The organism is Parerythrobacter aurantius (genome assembly GCF_045291475.1).
Lineage (GTDB): Bacteria > Pseudomonadota > Alphaproteobacteria > Sphingomonadales > Sphingomonadaceae > Parerythrobacter > Parerythrobacter aurantius.
Genome location: NZ_CP147985.1, coordinates 887,483 through 902,773 on the forward strand (window position 1 = coordinate 887,483; position 15,291 = coordinate 902,773).

Genomic DNA, 15,291 nt, shown 5'->3' on the forward strand with positions numbered 1-15,291 from the left:
GATTAGCTACTCTCATCGGGAACCTCGGTGGAATACAGGACGTCCAGGACGGCCGCGGCGACATCGATCGGCACCTGGGAATACTTGAGCACGCCCCCTTCTTGGGTCGGCAGGCGCCCGGAACATGCACACAATGTCCTTGCCAAGAGCCCGGCCGGATCCGCACCAAGGCGCGAAACGAACTCCGCGTTCGCTTGCGAGTAGGCGTGCAGGTTGATCCCGGCATCATGCGCGGCGAGCACTTTGACTATCTCGTGGGGGCCTTGGAAGAGGTTTCCCCTCGCGTCGCGGTAGGCGTAGGCTTGGCCTCGCCATGCGAGGCGGTAAGCGCCCGGCTCCAACACGTCATGGCAACGGTTCCATCGGCCATGGACCAGGTCGTAGCGTTCGGATGCAACGTCATCGGCCACGGAAAGGGGGAGAAGCATGCCCCTTATCGAGCCAAGGCTTGCCATCCGGCTTGCAATGGCGCGCGGCGGATCCAGAACCAACGCGATCGATCTTCCGTGGGGATCTTTGATTGACTGCACGAGTAGCGCAGCGAGATCCGGTTCGATCCCGTCGAAAGCGATGTCTAGGGGCTGACCGTCCAATGCTTCCGATACGTCTCGTGCCCCGCCGCCGACGAGCAATTCGCGAATTGCGTTCGTCATGGTCGCGTTGCGAAAACCGCGCATGTGCGCTCGTCCGCTTCCGGAAAGGTTTAGCGTGGGAGCGGAAATAGACCATCGCGCGATCCTGCCAGCCCCGGGTTTACGCGCAAGGTCGATATACCCGAGAGCCTCGAGAGACCGGGCGATGGCATGGGCCTGCCATGGTTCCGAGACATTGCTCGATAGGAGCGCCTCGAACGAGGCCCAGCTGCCCTCGCCCAGGAAGCACAGGGCATCGAGCAATAGATCGTGGTCGACCTGCTCGACCGGCTCCGGCGCACGCGGCGCAGAGGGTACCGGCTGGCGCCTCTTCTCTTGAACCCGCTTCGGTGGCTTTCCCCTGTTCTCGGTCAAAACGGAGAGCCCACAATCCCTACATTCCATGTTGAGCGGCATGTCTTGCTTACCGCCTTGCGGGACTGTCTCGCAGATCCAGTAATGGCTTCCGCGTTCGCCGCACGACATCGCGAGGATGTCCTTGGTGTCCACGGACTTCCCGTGCTTCACTGGGTCAAGGCTGGTGGGAAGCGGTATTGCGAAACCCCGTTCTGCTTCGCCGCCTGCGCCCAAAACCTCGAAGCCTTGCGGCATCACCGAGGGAAGTTCGCCCGCCGCGTTCACCCAGTTTTCTGAGCGATCCCCATCGGCAAGTTCGGCCCTCGACTGGGCAGAAAATGGCGAAGCATATTGGAAACCTTGAAGGCAATCGACCTCGAGAGGCCTAGGACGTCGCGCGGTACGGCACAAGAAGCCGAGGTATCCCGCCTCCTTCCCCGCCTCGTGCGCTAGGGCCACCATGTCCCCGCTCTCGGGCACATGGCCCGAAACATCGAGTTCGCAAGCCTCGCCGTCGGTCTCGGCCTTTGCCAAGACGGTGCCATCGGTATCGATACCCTCGAACAGCTCGATGCGCGTTGGTCCCTTGCTTCCCTCGAAACGCAGGACCGGGGGAACTTGCCTGTGCCAAACACTGCGCGAAAGGCGCATGCCACCGACCGATTGGAGTCCAGCCGCCCGCGAAACGGGAACAAGCGAACGCAAATCGTTGTCTGGCAAAACGGCTGGCATGCGCATCAAGCGCACGTTCTCGTACAGCACCCAGCCCGCCGGAAGCCCCGGCAAGTCGGCCGATGTTGCCACCGTGAATCCCGGTGCGGCCAACTCGGTGAGCAAGTCCTCGACCGCGGACCGGGTCCGTTGCCTATCGCGAACAAGTATGACGTGGGGCGAACCTAGGGCAGTCTTGTTCGTCTCGATCCAGAAAGGCCCGGTCTCGGCCCGCACGAACGGGATCACGGCCTTGTATCGCCAACGAAACGTGCGATTCTGCGCTGGCGCAACGTACTCGGCTCCCTTGAGCAAGATCTCGGGAAGCGGAACCGATGCTGGAGGCGACAAGGTCGCGAAGGATCCGAACACGTCGTTATCAAGGGTAAGCTGGTGCCCTTGTCGATCAGACAATAGCTGCACGTCACCTTGTTCGCCGTGAAGGCCAAGGGAAAGTGCTGCAACGCGGTCAGGAAAACCCGGCACCAGGGAAAGGGCAAGGGCAAGCGCGGCAAGTTGCTCGCGATCACCAACGTTCGAAGCGCTCGACGCCTCCGACCAATCCTCCAGTTCGGCAAGTACGATCTCGCAGATCCTCGGGCGCAACTTCGGGTCCGCCCAGGCTTGGCGCAGTCGCCTATTCGCCGCCGAAGACCGGATCCAAGAATCGATGTATCGGCCGATCTCGGATTCGGTCACGTTGTAGCCGCCGGCAAATCCATAACGCTCGAACATGTCGTGGAAGCAGGCCCGGTCGCCTGCACGTATAATAGCCTGCGAAATCGCGATACTGATGTACTTGAACTGGTTTACCGGGCGAGCCGTGGGACGACCGTAGCGGTAGTCGGTGCTCACCAACCACCGCGCGAGCGAATGCCAAAATTTTTCCGTGTCGATGCCGTGCAAGCTGAGCTGGTCTCGCGGCAAGCCTGTTAGCTCGCTCAACCGCACGTAGTAGTTGCCCTGCGTGTGCGTGCCGTCCGAGGCCATGAGTTCCGCGGCGTGCGACAGGCAAAACAGCAAGGCCGTGAACGGCGGCTTTGTCACCATCCCTTCCTTGCGCCAGAACTTGAGCTGGGTTTCGTGACGAGCGTAGGGATCACCCGTCCGCGAAAGGCTTCGCCCCACTTCTCTACAGATGAACGCCTCGACCTCTTCCTCGCCTTGGCCAAGGCGCTTCGCGGCAGATGACAGCGCGACAGGATCGAGAACCATGAAGACGGGACGGGATTCGAAGCGCCCCGAGAAGATTACTTCGTTCAGGACCTCGTTTACTTCGCCGTACACCGAATAACCCCCTGGATTGGCACAAGATGACCGGGCAAAAGCTTGCTGTCCAGATGAAAGGAATGGATAATTCCCCGATGAAACGAAAAAGCGAAAAACCGAGCGAAACACCTGGACCGCCGAGAGGCCCCGTGCTAGCAAACACGGCATGACTCTCGACACCAAGACCCTCGACAAGGACGGGACGACCGCGGTCCCGCTGACTTCCGCCGAAGAGCCAACGGCGACTCGTTCGATCTATTCCGCGGTCGACTTGTTTGCGGGGTGCGGCGGGCTTGGCACCGGGCTCGAGAACGCCGGCTTCACGACGGTCTTCGTCAACGAGCTCGATAAGGACGCGATGGCAACCTACCTGCGCAACCGGGGACACGAGCTCGGCGGCATGCGCTTCTCTGACAATGCCGAGCTTCGCTGCCACGACGCGCACGAGCTCAAGGGCAAGCGGCTCGAGAAGCTGGTCAGCGATCTCGGATCGATGAGCGAGGTCGACTTGCGCTTCGAGCAAGCTAGCCTCGGCAAACTCAGCAACCTCGACCTCGTCGCCGGCGGCCCTCCTTGCCAAGGGTACTCGGGCATCGGGATCAGGCGTTCTTACGCGGTCGACAAGGAAGCCCTGCCTTCCAACCGGCTTTACGCGAGGATGACCAAGATCATTGACCGGCTTCGTCCGCGCATGTTCCTGTTCGAGAACGTGCGCGGGCTCTTGACCTCCCGCTGGACGCGCGAGGGTTCGCGGAAGATCTTCCCGGATGTATTGGGAGAATTCCGCAAGATCCCGGGTTACGAGGTCCGGTGGTCGCTGGTCTACGCCAAGGATTACGGCGTTCCGCAGAACCGGCCGCGCGTGCTGCTCGTCGGAATACGCAAGGACATTCTCGAGGCCTGTAGCTTCCTCGACAAGGACGCGGACGCGGAAGACGCTGTCGCGTGCGGGTTCTTGCCGCCGCCGAACCCGGGATCGTTTCCCGACCTCGTCGACCTGCTTGGCGACCTTATCGATCCCAAGATCACGAAGATCTTGCGGAGCGGTGAATTCCCCGCCGGTTCGTTCGAGACCACTGCCTACCCGCGCAAGCCGATGAACGAGTTGCAGGAAGGTTTTCGCACCCCGCCGACCTGGGCCGCCTCCCGGGCAGGCAAGCTGACGGAGCAGGAGTACAGCAAGCACAAGCGCGAGATCGTCGAGAAGTTCGACTACATGCTGGCGAATGGCGGCGAGATTCCCGCCCACGCGCAAACCAAGAAATTCTCGCAGCGCGTCTTGAAGCCGCGTTGGGGGAATGCCGAGCCGAACATGACCGCGACCTCGCTTCCGGACGATTACGTCCATTTTAGCCAGCCGCGCATCCTCACCGTGAGGGAATGGGCAAGGCTCCAGATGTTCCCCGATTGGTACGAGTTCTCGGGCAAGCGGACGACGGGTGGTATCCGCCGGGCCGGGAACCCGCTCGAAGGCAACTTCGACCGCGAGGTTCCCAAGTACACGCAGATCGGCAATGCCGTTCCCGTCGGCCTCGCCGAGGCAGTCGGCAAGCATTTCCGCAAGGTTCTGGACGAGGCCGTGGGAACCCGTGCTTGAGAAGAGTGACACGGACGTCGGCGATGTCCTCGCCGCGTTCACGCGGCACGAGATTGACGTAGCGCTCTTGGTCCCCACCGAAACGGGGCTGAAGAAGTCGATCATGGACGCGACCGCCAACGTGCGGGATTATCTCCTGTCAACCGGCATCCACGATTTCGACGACCAGGCGCAAGGCCCGGAGAACAAGGTGGTCCGCAGGGCCTACTTCGTCGAGCCCGATCGCCTCGTGGAATCGACGGTGTCCCTGTATCGTCCCCAGACTAAGTCCGGCGACCCACGTATCTGGTTTGCCCTGCTCGGGCGCTATGCCGATCCCTACAACTTGCTTGCCGTCTTCGAGCACGAAGGCGACCTCTACGTGGTCAACGCGAGCCGGCCCGAGGTCTTGGCCTCGCTCGACAATGCTGCCAGCTCCCTTGGGCATATCGCGGCAAAGTACCGGCGAGGCGAGGACCCTGTCGTTGGCGAATTGCTCGATGCGCTGAGGGAAATTGCCGCGCAGGGGTTCGTTCGCACGCTGCGTCCGGGTGACACCGGCGTCGGCATGACGCTGGAGACCTTGCTCGGCATCGCGGCCAATGCCGAGAAGACGCCTGACTTCAAGGGGATCGAGCTCAAGGCGAAGCGGATCAAGCGGGCTCCCACCAGGTCCACGCTATTCTCGCAGTCGCCCGATTGGACGGTCAGCCCCGTCGGCTCGGCGTGGAACCTGCTCAGCACCTTTGGGTACCGTCGCAATGGCAAGCTTCGCTTGAATTGCGAGATTAACGCGAAAGCTCCAAACTCCCTCGGGTTCATGCTGAGCGTCGACTCGGAAAAGGACTGGCTGAAGCAGGATCACGTCCGAGCCGAGGAAGAACGGCGCGCGCATGTAGTCACTTGGCCCCTCGAGGTCTTGAGAGGCAGGCTGCGGGAGAAGCATCCCCAGACATTCTGGGTCGGTGCGCGCTGCCGCGGTAAAGGCGCAGACGAGCATTTCCATTACATGCAGGTCGAACACACGCGCGCGCCGAACGTGCGTAATTTCCAAGCGCTCTTGGAAAGCGGCGTGATCTCGGTCGATTACCTCATGAGCCAGAGGGGCGAGAAGCAACTGGTCAGGGACCATGGCTACCTCTTCAAGATCAAGCAGAAAGATTTCCCGGCACTGTTCCCGCCATCCAATGTCCATGTCCTTGCCTGACACGGCCCTCGGGACCGGCGAAAAGCGTAAGCTGACGCTCCTCGCGGCCGATCTCGCGGACTGGTACCGGCAGGGTGGTGGCCGATCCTTCCCATGGCGCAAGCCGGGTACGCCGCTCTACCAGCTCGTTAGCGTGGAAGTCTTGCTCCAGCGGACCCGGGCCGAGACGGTCGCAAGCTTCTACGACCAATTCTTCACCCGCTTCCCGGGTTGGCACGAACTCGCGGGCGCACCAGCCGAAGAGCTCGAGGAGTTCCTCAAGCCGCTCGGCCTATGGAAACGCAGGGCCGCCTCGTTGCGTGCACTCGCGGCCTATGCTTCCGAACATGACGGCGTGTTTCCTAACCGTTACGAGGAGCTCCTGCAGGTGCCTGCCGTTGGCCAGTACGTTGCCCACGCGATCTTGATGTTCCAGCATGGAGAGAGGTTTCCGCTCATCGACGTGAACATGGCGCGCGTGGTGGAGCGCTTCGTGCGCCCGCGCAAACTTGCCGACATCCGGCACGATCCTTGGCTTCAGCAAGCTTGCAAGTGGCTCGTGAGGCGAGGCGACCCGACAACGGTCAATTGGTCAGTGCTCGACCATGCCGCGTTAACCTGTCGCGCGCGAAACCCCGGCTGCAAGTCGTGTTTCGTTTCCAGCAGGTGTGCCTTCAAGGCCGTCTAGGATCTTCGCGAGGCACGGTCGGCTTCGCATTTGACGCCAAGTAGGTTTCAACTTTCTCGATCGTGCGGCGCCGCGGTCGCCTTCCGAGCCGAAGGTCAAGAACGAACCGGGGGTCGCCGACTGCCCGCCTCCCGAAGCGCGTCGCGGACATCCGCGATTCCCGCAGGTGGCACTCGATCCTATCCAGCAGTTTCATGTGGTCCTCGACTCGCTTTGCCCTTGTGTTCTTGTTTTGTTCTTAGTAGGAAGAGTCCATTGAGTCTAGGAAATTTCCTTCACACCGGCATTGACCGGAAGGATGCAAGCGATGGAACAAGTACGGGAAGAACTCGACAGGCTGATCCAGCAAAGGCGGCTCGGTTACTCCTCGATTTCCCGCCTGATCGGGCGCAACTCGTCGTATATCCAGCAGTTCATCAAGCGCGGGTCTCCGCGTCGGCTCGACGATAACGACCGGCGAACGCTGGCGAGCTTCTTCGGCGTCGACGAGCAGGTCCTGGGTGGCCCACCGTTGCCGGTCCGCGACGGCTTGGTCGAGATCCCGGTGCTCGATGTCGATGCATCGGCCGGTTTCGGGGCGATTGCCGAGAGCGAAACGGCGCATACTCGCTTCGGCTTCGACGAGCGGTGGCTCAAGCGACTTACCCCGGCCAAGAGCCCCAGCCTCTCGATCATCCATGTCTTGGGCGACTCCATGGAGCCAACGCTCAGCGACGGCGACGAGGTCATGGTCGATGCGTCCGACCACGGTTCCCGCCTGCGTGACGGGATCTACGTCCTGCGGGCCGACGATGCTCTCGTTGTAAAGCGTGTCACCCTCAAGCCCGGTGGACGCAAGATCACGATTAGTAGCGACAACCCGGCCTACCCGAGCTGGGATGACGTCGACCGGTCGGGCATCCAGGTGGTCGGCCGCGTCATTTGGTTCGGCCGCGCGATCTAGCTGTCTGGCAAGCTGTAGCGTGCTTTCACGTGCTGCGCGGTCTCCTGGATGCTGGGATAGACCGTCGTGGCGTTGATGTTAAGGGCGTCGAGTTGACCAAGGATCCGCTCCTTGTCCTTGACGGTGATCCGCGAAACCTCGAGCCCGTCCTGGCCAGATTCGGGCAAGATCGCCTCGTGGCCAAACAGCAAGAATGCACCTGATTGCGACTTGATGCGGGTGTTCGTTTGCTTTGCCTTCACGCAGACGATCGAGCCAAGGTCGTCGGGCACGATCCGAGCTTCGAAGAAGCCTTTTTCCGACTTGATGTGATGCAGGAGCTTGCCGGTGACCGGCTCACGGTTAAACTCTTCGAGTTCCAACGAGAGATCGATATCGCTCTTCTGCTCGTAGCTCAGCTTGGATAGGTTGGAGATGCAACTAACCGTATCGGAATCGTAGTATTTCACCTGCTCTTCCGGCACGCGGAAGATGATGACCTCACCGTCCTCGTCCATCAGTTCGGGCTTGCAATAGCAGGCGAAAAACAGCGCCACCAACGGGTTGCCCGAGATGTCGAGAAGCCGCGTCGGTAACCCGTAGTGCTGCATCCTGACCAGCTGGTCGAAGCAGTACTGGTCGCCCTCGAACTCGTCGTAGTGGGCGATGAGCAGTTCCTTGCAGAGGCGATCCTCGTTCGGCATGAACTTCCAACTGCCATTCGGCCACTTTCGAAGCAGCGAAGGCGTTAGTTCGAACGTGACATCCTCGTGGCCCCTGTAAAACGTCTGTTCTCCATCCTTGGGCGGATGCGCCTGCAGAACTTCAAGAAACGCTTCAACGCTGTCGACCTCATCTATGATGTTCTTGTGCCTCTCGGGAGGCTCTGCACCGGGAGCATCGGCCACTCCACCGAGCAATTCGGCGACCGCATCGGCAAATGCTGGCTTCCGTTCGGCCAGCCCTGCGAGAATCGGACCGGATGCGCCTTCGCGCACGGCCCAGTGCGTGCGGTAGAGCTGGAACCCGTCGGCACCAAACATCTCTGTTGCCTGCTCAACGCTCTCGAACGCGACCTCGCCGAAATCTATGATCGGTTCGAAATCGGCCGTAACTTCCCTCTTGCCGGCCTCGAGGTTCGAAACGCGCCCGTAGCGGACAATCATCGTGGGATTGTCGGTCGACCGGTCAATCTCGCTACACAGGAAGGTCGGCAGCTTGCCGAGGAATTCGAGGGAAGGTGGCCCGAGGTCCTCCAAGCCCTTGGCCAGCTCGGTAGGAGTATACTCGAACATTCGGCCACGGCTCATGCCGATCTCGTCAACACCTACGACGTAATCGGGGTTGCCGAATGATATGTAGTTGAAGTTGTCTGCCATGGAGCTACGCGCAAAACCTCGCTTGAGACGGCCCAAAATAGATGCCTCTCACGGGTATGCGTTTCACTTAAAGATTCCAACGCCCAATCAGCCAGCAGCTCCACGGGAGACCATTTCTCGACACCCGGGACCCGTATCGATAGACAGCAGAACCTTGAGAACACGAAGCTTTAAGCCGTTTCAGTGTAAGTGAGCGCCCTTTTTGACCACTTCTTGAAGGTATCATCATGGCTGTAGGCTATCGGCGCATGAAGCTCACCGTCGAGCTGATCGATGAGGCCATGGAGCGTGCCGACAGCCTCCCCATCTTCGAGAATTCGCATAGGCAAGAACAGGCAAATCTCGTCGGCTGCATCGGCGAGATCGTCTTCGAGAGATACCTCGCTCACCACCAAGTCACCTTCAAGAACGACACGATTTCTACCCGCCGTGATTACGTTATCGGGAATTCGCTCGCGCTGGACGTGAAGACGAAAGATCGGACGGTTCGGCCGCAACGCCACTTCGACAACTCGGTCCCGCTGTACAACCACCCACACCAGCGACCCGACTATTATTACTTCATTTCGTTGCTCCGCGAGAAGTCGCTCGGCGCGACAGATCCTAGGCGCTTCAAAGAAGCGTACTTGATGGGCGGGATCTCGCTCCAAGACCTCGACCGGGTGGCGAAACGTTGGGACGCCGGGCAGACCGATCCTTCGAATGGCACGACGTTTTGGACGGCCTGCCTCAATGTCCAGATGGATCAATTGACTCCGAACGACCAGCTCCTCGAGACCTTCCGGAACGCGTAGGAGCGGTCGGCTTCTATCCAATCCCCCTAGATCCCTATTTCGAAGGGCTTTACGCGTTCCTTCGCGAGTTCGAGTTTCTCCTTTTCCGAAGGTACAACCTCGTTCCCGTTGTCCCTCGTGAGGCCCTTGGCAGCCGCCGCCTTGAGCCGCTGCGTAACTTCGAGGGCCGATGTCTTCTCGCCGCTGTTTGACTTGATGGCCCGGCCGAGTTTCTCGGCATTGTCCGCGACAAGCGTAAGGCCATCGCGAAGCCGGGTGACCGTAACAAGAAATGTCTGCCGGTTCGAGAGGTTGCGTTCGCGGCTGTCCATCACAGCAATCCCGCGATCTGACGTCAGTCCCTGTGCCATGTGCGCGTTCAGCGCGTAGGCCAAGTCTAGGCGTTTCAGCATCGGGTCACTTCGCGACAAGCGCAGTTCCTTTCCCGACGTGGTCTCCACCGTGACGCCTTTCGGATCGATCGCGACGATCCTCGCCTGGTCGGCGTTGAAGAGCGCGCGCTTGTGGTCGGTGTCGGTCCAACGGATCTTGTCACCCTCGAAAGCGACCAGCGACTTTCGCTCGAAAAGCGACAGCCGGTCATTCCCTGCACCGGGGCGGAGCCGTGACGGGCTGAAGTTGCGGGTTCGTCCCTTCTTGTCTTCAAGCACCAGTCGCTTTCGCGAGTGGTCGATCGATTTGACCGTGTAGTCTCCCGCCGCCAGTCCCTGGGCGCGGTCGAAGGATCGGAAGTTGAGGACCATGCCGACCCGGTATGCTCCGAGGTGTCGCAGTTCCTCGCGCGTGGCGTTAATCCGTACATGGACGCTCAACCTTGCCGCCCTTGGCCCGAGCTCGCCATTGGCCTTGAGGCCGCGCTGCACAGCCTCGTTGACCGCGGATCGAAGGGATCGCCCCGACGCGTAGATCGAAGTCCGATCACGATCCGCCGGGCTTAGCGAGAGCCATTGCTCGGCAGCAACGATCGCACTGTCCCCCCGAGCCTCGATGGTTGAAGGGGCAAGGGCCCGGAGCGCATCGTCGATGCGACCCTCCTGCGCGGCGGCCTGGGCTCGCCGCAAGCCGGGATCGCGGCCGCGCAGATTAACGTCCATGTTGGCGCGCTCGATCCCGGCCTGCTGGACGAGGTCGAAGGGCTTACCGGCATCGACGGCACCAAGTTGTCGCTTGTCGCCGACGAGAACCAGGCGCTGGACTTCGGCAAGGTTAGCCAACCGTACCAGCTTGGCCTTGTCCTCGTTTGACACCATAGAGGCCTCGTCGAGCACCAGGACATGGTCTCCTAGCGCGCTCCGAGCCTCACCAAGCAACGTGGTATTGCCCGGCTCGCGCAGAAGCCTGCCCCATTGCGCGAGGAAGCGAGCAATGGTCATTGATTGGATACCGGTGTCGCGCTCGAGCATCTGGACGAGCGTGTTCTGCACGGCGAGCCCCAGCACTTGCTTGCCTTCCTCGCGGAGCAGCTGGGCAACCGGCTTCATAACGCTGCTTTTGCCCGCCCCGGCTATGCCCTGGATCGCCACGATCCTGTCACGCGAGGAAAGGACAAGGCTCGCCGCATTCTCCTGCCCGTCGTTGAGCGAGATCCCGTGGTTGATCGCTGCAACAGCCTGGACCCGTTCAGAGGCGTCTTTCCGATCCGAGATGGGCGAAACCGCACCTCGTCCTTGGTCGACGTTCGCAAGAATGGTGCTTTCAAGGTCTAGCGCCTCGCGGCTCGCCAGCCAGCCCTTGTGTTCACCTTTGCCGTGCTCGAGTGCGCCGCTTCTGACCAATGCGTTCACACGGGTTTCTACGTGGTCCACCGTCGTCGGTAGCCCAAAATCGAGCGCCGCCTTCAGCAATCCCTCGCGGGGAAACGCTGCCTCGCGCTGCGAGAGGTGACGCACGGCAGAGGCCACGGCCTGCGCGGCCGCAATGGTCGGTGCATCCTGCTTGAGGACATGGGCAGGGATCAGTGGGTCAGCCGGATCGCCCTTGATCCGCTGCGCGAACTCTCTCAACTTCGCAATTCCGCGATGAAGGAGGCCTTGCTCTTTCGAACCGGCTAATGCCCTCGCCGCCGTACGCATCCGGGATGCGTCGATCAGGCTGCCAAGATCGAGACCGACCTCTTCGGCCCGCTGGCGCCACGACGAAAGAAGGCCTTCGCGATCGCGGGCTGGCTCCTTTCCTTTTCGTGTTTCCAGCGTTGCGACAATCCCTGCCTCCAGTCCGCTCCCGCGCCTCGCTTCGAGGACTTCTTCGCGCCGCGTTGAAAAGGCCGTCACCTGCTCGCGGGCAATGCCCGCTGCTTCGAAGTTGCCATGCTTTCCAACCGGCCCGGCCTCGTAGCCCATCTTCTCGACCGCCAAGCGAAAGCGCGCCATGGTCATCGAGTTGAGCAGCGTGTTGAACGACCAAAGCTTGTCATTGCGAAGCGCGCGCCACTTCCCATCGCTGCCTTGCGTGACGTTTGCCACGACCGCGTGAAAATGCAGGTTTGGCTCCTGGTTGCGGTTGGTGTCGTGCTGGAAAAGACCAATCGCCAGGTTATCTGTCGCGACTTTCCCGTAGCCAGCCTGACTGCCCATCCGGGTCTGCGCCGCGTTCCTTTCTGCCCAGCGCAAGGTCTCGATTACGGCCTCGCGATAGGCATCGATAATCCGCTGGTCGCCGCCCACTAACGCGAGCAGCGACCAGCTCTTCGGGAGTGAGAACGTGAGGTCGGTTCCCGGCCGGTGGGCCTGGCCCGCGTTGCCGACCTGGATACCACCGGGAAGTTCTCCCCGGAGCAAGGCATCAAACTGCTCGGCGCTGACGCGCCCTTCGAGACCAAGTCGTTCCGCTCCCTTCCCGACCCAGGTTCCGGAACGATCCGCATCGGCGCCGGTGTAGTAATTGTCTGCCGCGAAATAGCTCGCAGCAGCCGAAGGGGAGCGCACATTGGCGACGGAAAGCATTTTGTCTGGACCTCGTCACGGCTCCCCCCGCGGCCGGTAAACCCCTCCCCATTTCATCTTCACATGTCGGGCTCGAACTCGCCGAAATCCTTTTCCGGAGGATCCGCGACCGCACCTTCACGCAGGTCTTTCTCGACCGGCGTGAGAGATTGGTGCCCACTGGTCACTGCGCGAGCTTGGGGCGTCGAACCGCCCTTTCCAGCTGCGTCATCGCCGGCGGTTTCTGGTTCGGACGGGTGCTGTTCCGCGTCCACTGCTGGTGCATCCTCACCGGTTTGCACGGCGGCGAGGGGTAGCGTTGGACCTGCATCCAGATGCGTATCGGACCGATTTTCGGCACCGAGATCATCAGCGGCGTGCCCTGCGTTCAGCTTTTCAAACGGCACAGGCTCCTGACGATTGTGCGGTTCATCGGCGACACGGCGCTGCCCCTCCAGGTCGAGTTTGAGCTGCTTAGTATCGACAGGCTTACCGGCACCGTCGTCATTCGAGGCGGGATTTTCGTCATTCGGTTTCGAACCCGGTTTTGCTTGGAGCGGCGCTGCCGCAGGACCCGGGCCAGGCTTTACGAGCGGTTTCTCGCGGGCGATGAATCCCTCGGCAATGCGGCCACGCGTACGCGGAATGAGCGAAACCGGCGCAGCGGGGAATCCGTCGGGGAACTTGATGTAGGCCGACAACCGCGGAAGGTTCATGAACTGGTCGGGCAGGAGCAACGGCTCGATCTGCCGCCTCGGCGTCAGGCTGACTGCATCGCGCGCATTGTTGTACCCGTAGCTGTAACCTTCTTCCATGTCCCGCACCTGCCGGTGGCCGATGAAATCTGAGCACCAAGTCGCTGTCTCTCGATCGGCCGTCGCCAGGATGAGCTTGGTTCGCGCAAGCGAGGACAAGGTCATGGCCATGTTCTCGCCGTAGACTTCCTTGAGCTTGGCAAACGCATGCACCCCCGTGACGATCGCACCGCCAAAATTGCGCGCGGTTTGCAGCCCCTTTTCAAGCGCCGGTAGTCGGTGAAGGGCGCCGAGTTCGTCGATCAGAAACCACATCCGCAGGTCCTGTGTGCGCTCGAGCGTCATCAGCGTATTCATCGCCGTGTCGAGCCATAGCGTGAGCAACTGCGAGGAGATGCTCATGTCGACATAGCGGGCAGAGAGGAACAGGATCGAGCCCGCCTGGCAGTCGCCTTTGACCCAGTCGCGGACCGAAAAGCGCTGTCCGGATGAGGGCAAGAGCTTGAGCACTTTCGCATTCGCATTGAACACCGCGCGGATCGATTCCGCCATGCGGGCCGCCTCCGGAGCGGTCAGCGGGTCGGCCATCGTTCCTCGCATCAGCTTATGCACTTCGGACAGGTCAGCGGTCATCAGCCGCCGTGCCAAGGCCTCGTTGGTTGCCGTGCCGGTGCGGGCAAGATGGAGACACATCTCGACGAACAGCATGCGCGCCGCGAGCACCCAGAATTGTTCTGAACCACCCCCGTCATGGGGCACGAGCGCTTCGGCAGCGGCATGAAACTCCGCCTCTGTCGTGCAATCGTTGAACACGCTCCACAGCGGACACCGAACATCGACAGGATTGAGAATGATGTCGCGCGCGGGATCGTAGAAGGCTTCGATAAAGGCCCCTGTAAGGTCGAAAATGACCGCGCGCTGGCCGCGCTCACGCGCTTCGGCAACGAGTTCGGTGAGCGCCACGGTCTTGCCGGTTCCGGTCGTGCCAATGAGCATGGCGTGACTCTGCTCGAGCCGCCACGGCCAGCTTACACCAGCGAGATGTGCGGGTTGGTAGTGGCCCGCTTCGGCGAGCGCCGAGGAGCTCGCAAGCCGCCACTTCCAGCCGAACTTGCGTCCCAGTTCCTCGGCCCGGAATGCCTTGTTATGACGCTCGATTTCTTCTTCGAGTTCGTCGAGCGAAACAAGCATGGCTCCGCGCTCGTGCTTGCGCTCCTTCGACCGCCCGCCAAAACGCTCGGCGAACCACCAGAAGGACACGAAGGCCGGGATCAGCAGTACCGCCGAGACAAGCAGTCCCTGCTTCACTGCCGAACGAAACGCATCGACCGCCTCGCGCATTGGCGGGAACTCGCGAACAATGCCAAACGGGAGGCCGACCCTTTCGCCGTCGAGCAATTCAAGGTTGACCAGCTTGGCCGGATCGAACTCCATGAAGGCGTAGAGACTGGCGTAGATGTGCATCCAGACCAGGTAGATCTGGTGATCACTCAGAGCCGACCGCACTTCCCAATAGCAGGTGCTGACGGCAACCAGACCGGTCACAATAAGGGGACCCTTGAGACCCGCTGCAAACATGAAACCGAAGTGGCCGAGCAGCTGGCTCCCGCGGGTGAAGTTCAGGAGATTATGCTTCATGGGAATGGCCTCCCATGTTCGCGTTGACGGGGAGGCCAAGACGCTCGAGGCGTCGCCGGTACGCCTCGTGGGTACGGTCGCGCAAACTCGCGTCAGGATGGCTGGCTAAAAGCGCATCGAGCGCTACCGAAATGAAGATAGCTTGGCGCGCGGGATCGAGCCCTGCGGGCCGGTCCTTCGCCTCGTTCTCGCGCTGCCACGCCGCGACGATCAGGTCGCGGATGAAGACGCTGACGCTCTCTCCTTGGTCAGCCGCCCGCTGCCGCACCCAGGTGGAAACGGGAAGCGGCACGAATGCTTGGAGCCGATCGTGTCGGGTCATGAAACAGGTTCCTTGTCGGGCCGACGGAACCTGACTCACCTTGCGGAAGGTGCCGATGAGAATAAATCGTGAACAACTCGCAGTCAATCGAAAGATTCAGTCGATAATTCATAATGATACACCAAGGCGAGTGGCTGGCGG

General features: G+C 61.2%; 10 protein-coding genes. 5 read left to right on the forward strand and 5 right to left on the reverse strand.

Translation table 11 applies throughout. From position 1 onward, the window contains the following. Window positions 1–2: 2 nt before the first annotated feature. Window positions 3–2,987, reverse strand: a complete 2,985-nt coding sequence (locus WAB17_RS04415; RefSeq protein ID WP_435418809.1) for a hypothetical protein — start codon at window positions 2,985–2,987, stop codon at window positions 3–5. Between the two features lie 148 nt (window positions 2,988–3,135). On the opposite strand from WAB17_RS04415, the gene WAB17_RS04420 reads away from it, so the two are divergent. From WAB17_RS04420 to WAB17_RS04435, 4 genes are all read left to right on the forward strand, one after another. Next, window positions 3,136–4,566: a DNA cytosine methyltransferase gene (locus WAB17_RS04420; protein ID WP_435418810.1), complete on the forward strand. Its 1,431-nt coding sequence runs from the start codon at window positions 3,136–3,138 to the stop codon at window positions 4,564–4,566. A gap of 103 nt (window positions 4,567–4,669) precedes the next feature. After that, a complete protein-coding gene (locus WAB17_RS04425) occupies window positions 4,670–5,752 on the forward strand; it encodes an MvaI/BcnI family restriction endonuclease (protein WP_435418811.1) in 1,083 nt (360 codons plus the stop codon). After that, window positions 5,745–6,419, forward strand: coding sequence for a hypothetical protein (locus WAB17_RS04430; protein WP_435418812.1), 675 nt, complete (start codon window positions 5,745–5,747; stop codon window positions 6,417–6,419). The genes WAB17_RS04425 and WAB17_RS04430 overlap by 8 nt, the downstream gene beginning before the upstream one ends. Window positions 6,420–6,726: 307 nt before the next feature. Continuing rightward, the gene (locus tag WAB17_RS04435) at window positions 6,727–7,362 is read left to right on the forward strand and encodes a S24 family peptidase (protein ID WP_221597146.1); all 636 of its coding nucleotides are present in this window, start codon (window positions 6,727–6,729) and stop codon (window positions 7,360–7,362) included. On the opposite strand, the gene WAB17_RS04440 is transcribed toward WAB17_RS04435, so the two are convergent. Then, a complete protein-coding gene (locus WAB17_RS04440; protein ID WP_435418813.1) occupies window positions 7,359–8,720 on the reverse strand; it encodes an FRG domain-containing protein in 1,362 nt (453 codons plus the stop codon). The two genes, WAB17_RS04435 and WAB17_RS04440, sit on opposite strands and share 4 nt — an antisense overlap. Before the next feature lie 248 nt (window positions 8,721–8,968). Here WAB17_RS04440 and WAB17_RS04445 point away from each other — a divergent pair, with 248 nt between their 5' ends. Next, window positions 8,969–9,514 carry a hypothetical protein gene (locus tag WAB17_RS04445; RefSeq protein ID WP_305930455.1) on the forward strand — a complete coding sequence of 182 codons (546 nt, stop codon included), beginning with the start codon at window positions 8,969–8,971 and terminating at the stop codon, window positions 9,512–9,514. 26 nt (window positions 9,515–9,540) lie between these two features. Here the strand turns inward: WAB17_RS04445 and mobF are convergent, their stop codons facing one another. Genes mobF through WAB17_RS04460 form a run of 3 tightly spaced genes read right to left on the reverse strand, consistent with a single transcriptional unit; the run spans window position 9,541 to window position 15,150 of the window. Continuing rightward, window positions 9,541–12,456 carry a MobF family relaxase gene (mobF, locus tag WAB17_RS04450; protein ID WP_435418814.1) on the reverse strand — a complete coding sequence of 972 codons (2,916 nt, stop codon included), beginning with the start codon at window positions 12,454–12,456 and terminating at the stop codon, window positions 9,541–9,543. A gap of 59 nt (window positions 12,457–12,515) precedes the next feature. After that, window positions 12,516–14,828, reverse strand: a complete 2,313-nt coding sequence (locus WAB17_RS04455; RefSeq protein ID WP_435418815.1) for a type IV secretion system DNA-binding domain-containing protein — start codon at window positions 14,826–14,828, stop codon at window positions 12,516–12,518. Further along, entirely contained in the window at window positions 14,818–15,150 is a 333-nt protein-coding gene (locus WAB17_RS04460) for a hypothetical protein (protein WP_435418816.1), read from the reverse strand. Before WAB17_RS04460 ends, WAB17_RS04455 begins: the two co-directional genes overlap by 11 nt. Window positions 15,151–15,291 lie beyond the last annotated feature (141 nt).

Excerpts from the sequence above, each read along its gene's own strand:
- WAB17_RS04420 (WP_435418810.1), top strand. The coding sequence starts at position 3,136 with ATGACTCTCGACACCAAGACCCTCGACAAGGACGGGACGACCGCGGTC.
- WAB17_RS04425 (WP_435418811.1), top strand. The coding sequence starts at position 4,670 with ATGGACGCGACCGCCAACGTGCGGGATTATCTCCTGTCAACCGGCATC.
- WAB17_RS04435 (WP_221597146.1), top strand. The coding sequence starts at position 6,727 with ATGGAACAAGTACGGGAAGAACTCGACAGGCTGATCCAGCAAAGGCGG.
- WAB17_RS04440 (WP_435418813.1), bottom strand. The coding sequence starts at position 8,720 with ATGGCAGACAACTTCAACTACATATCATTCGGCAACCCCGATTACGTC.
- WAB17_RS04445 (WP_305930455.1), top strand. The coding sequence starts at position 8,969 with ATGAAGCTCACCGTCGAGCTGATCGATGAGGCCATGGAGCGTGCCGAC.
- mobF (WP_435418814.1), bottom strand. The coding sequence starts at position 12,456 with ATGCTTTCCGTCGCCAATGTGCGCTCCCCTTCGGCTGCTGCGAGCTAT.
- WAB17_RS04455 (WP_435418815.1), bottom strand. The coding sequence starts at position 14,828 with ATGAAGCATAATCTCCTGAACTTCACCCGCGGGAGCCAGCTGCTCGGC.
- WAB17_RS04460 (WP_435418816.1), bottom strand. The coding sequence starts at position 15,150 with ATGACCCGACACGATCGGCTCCAAGCATTCGTGCCGCTTCCCGTTTCC.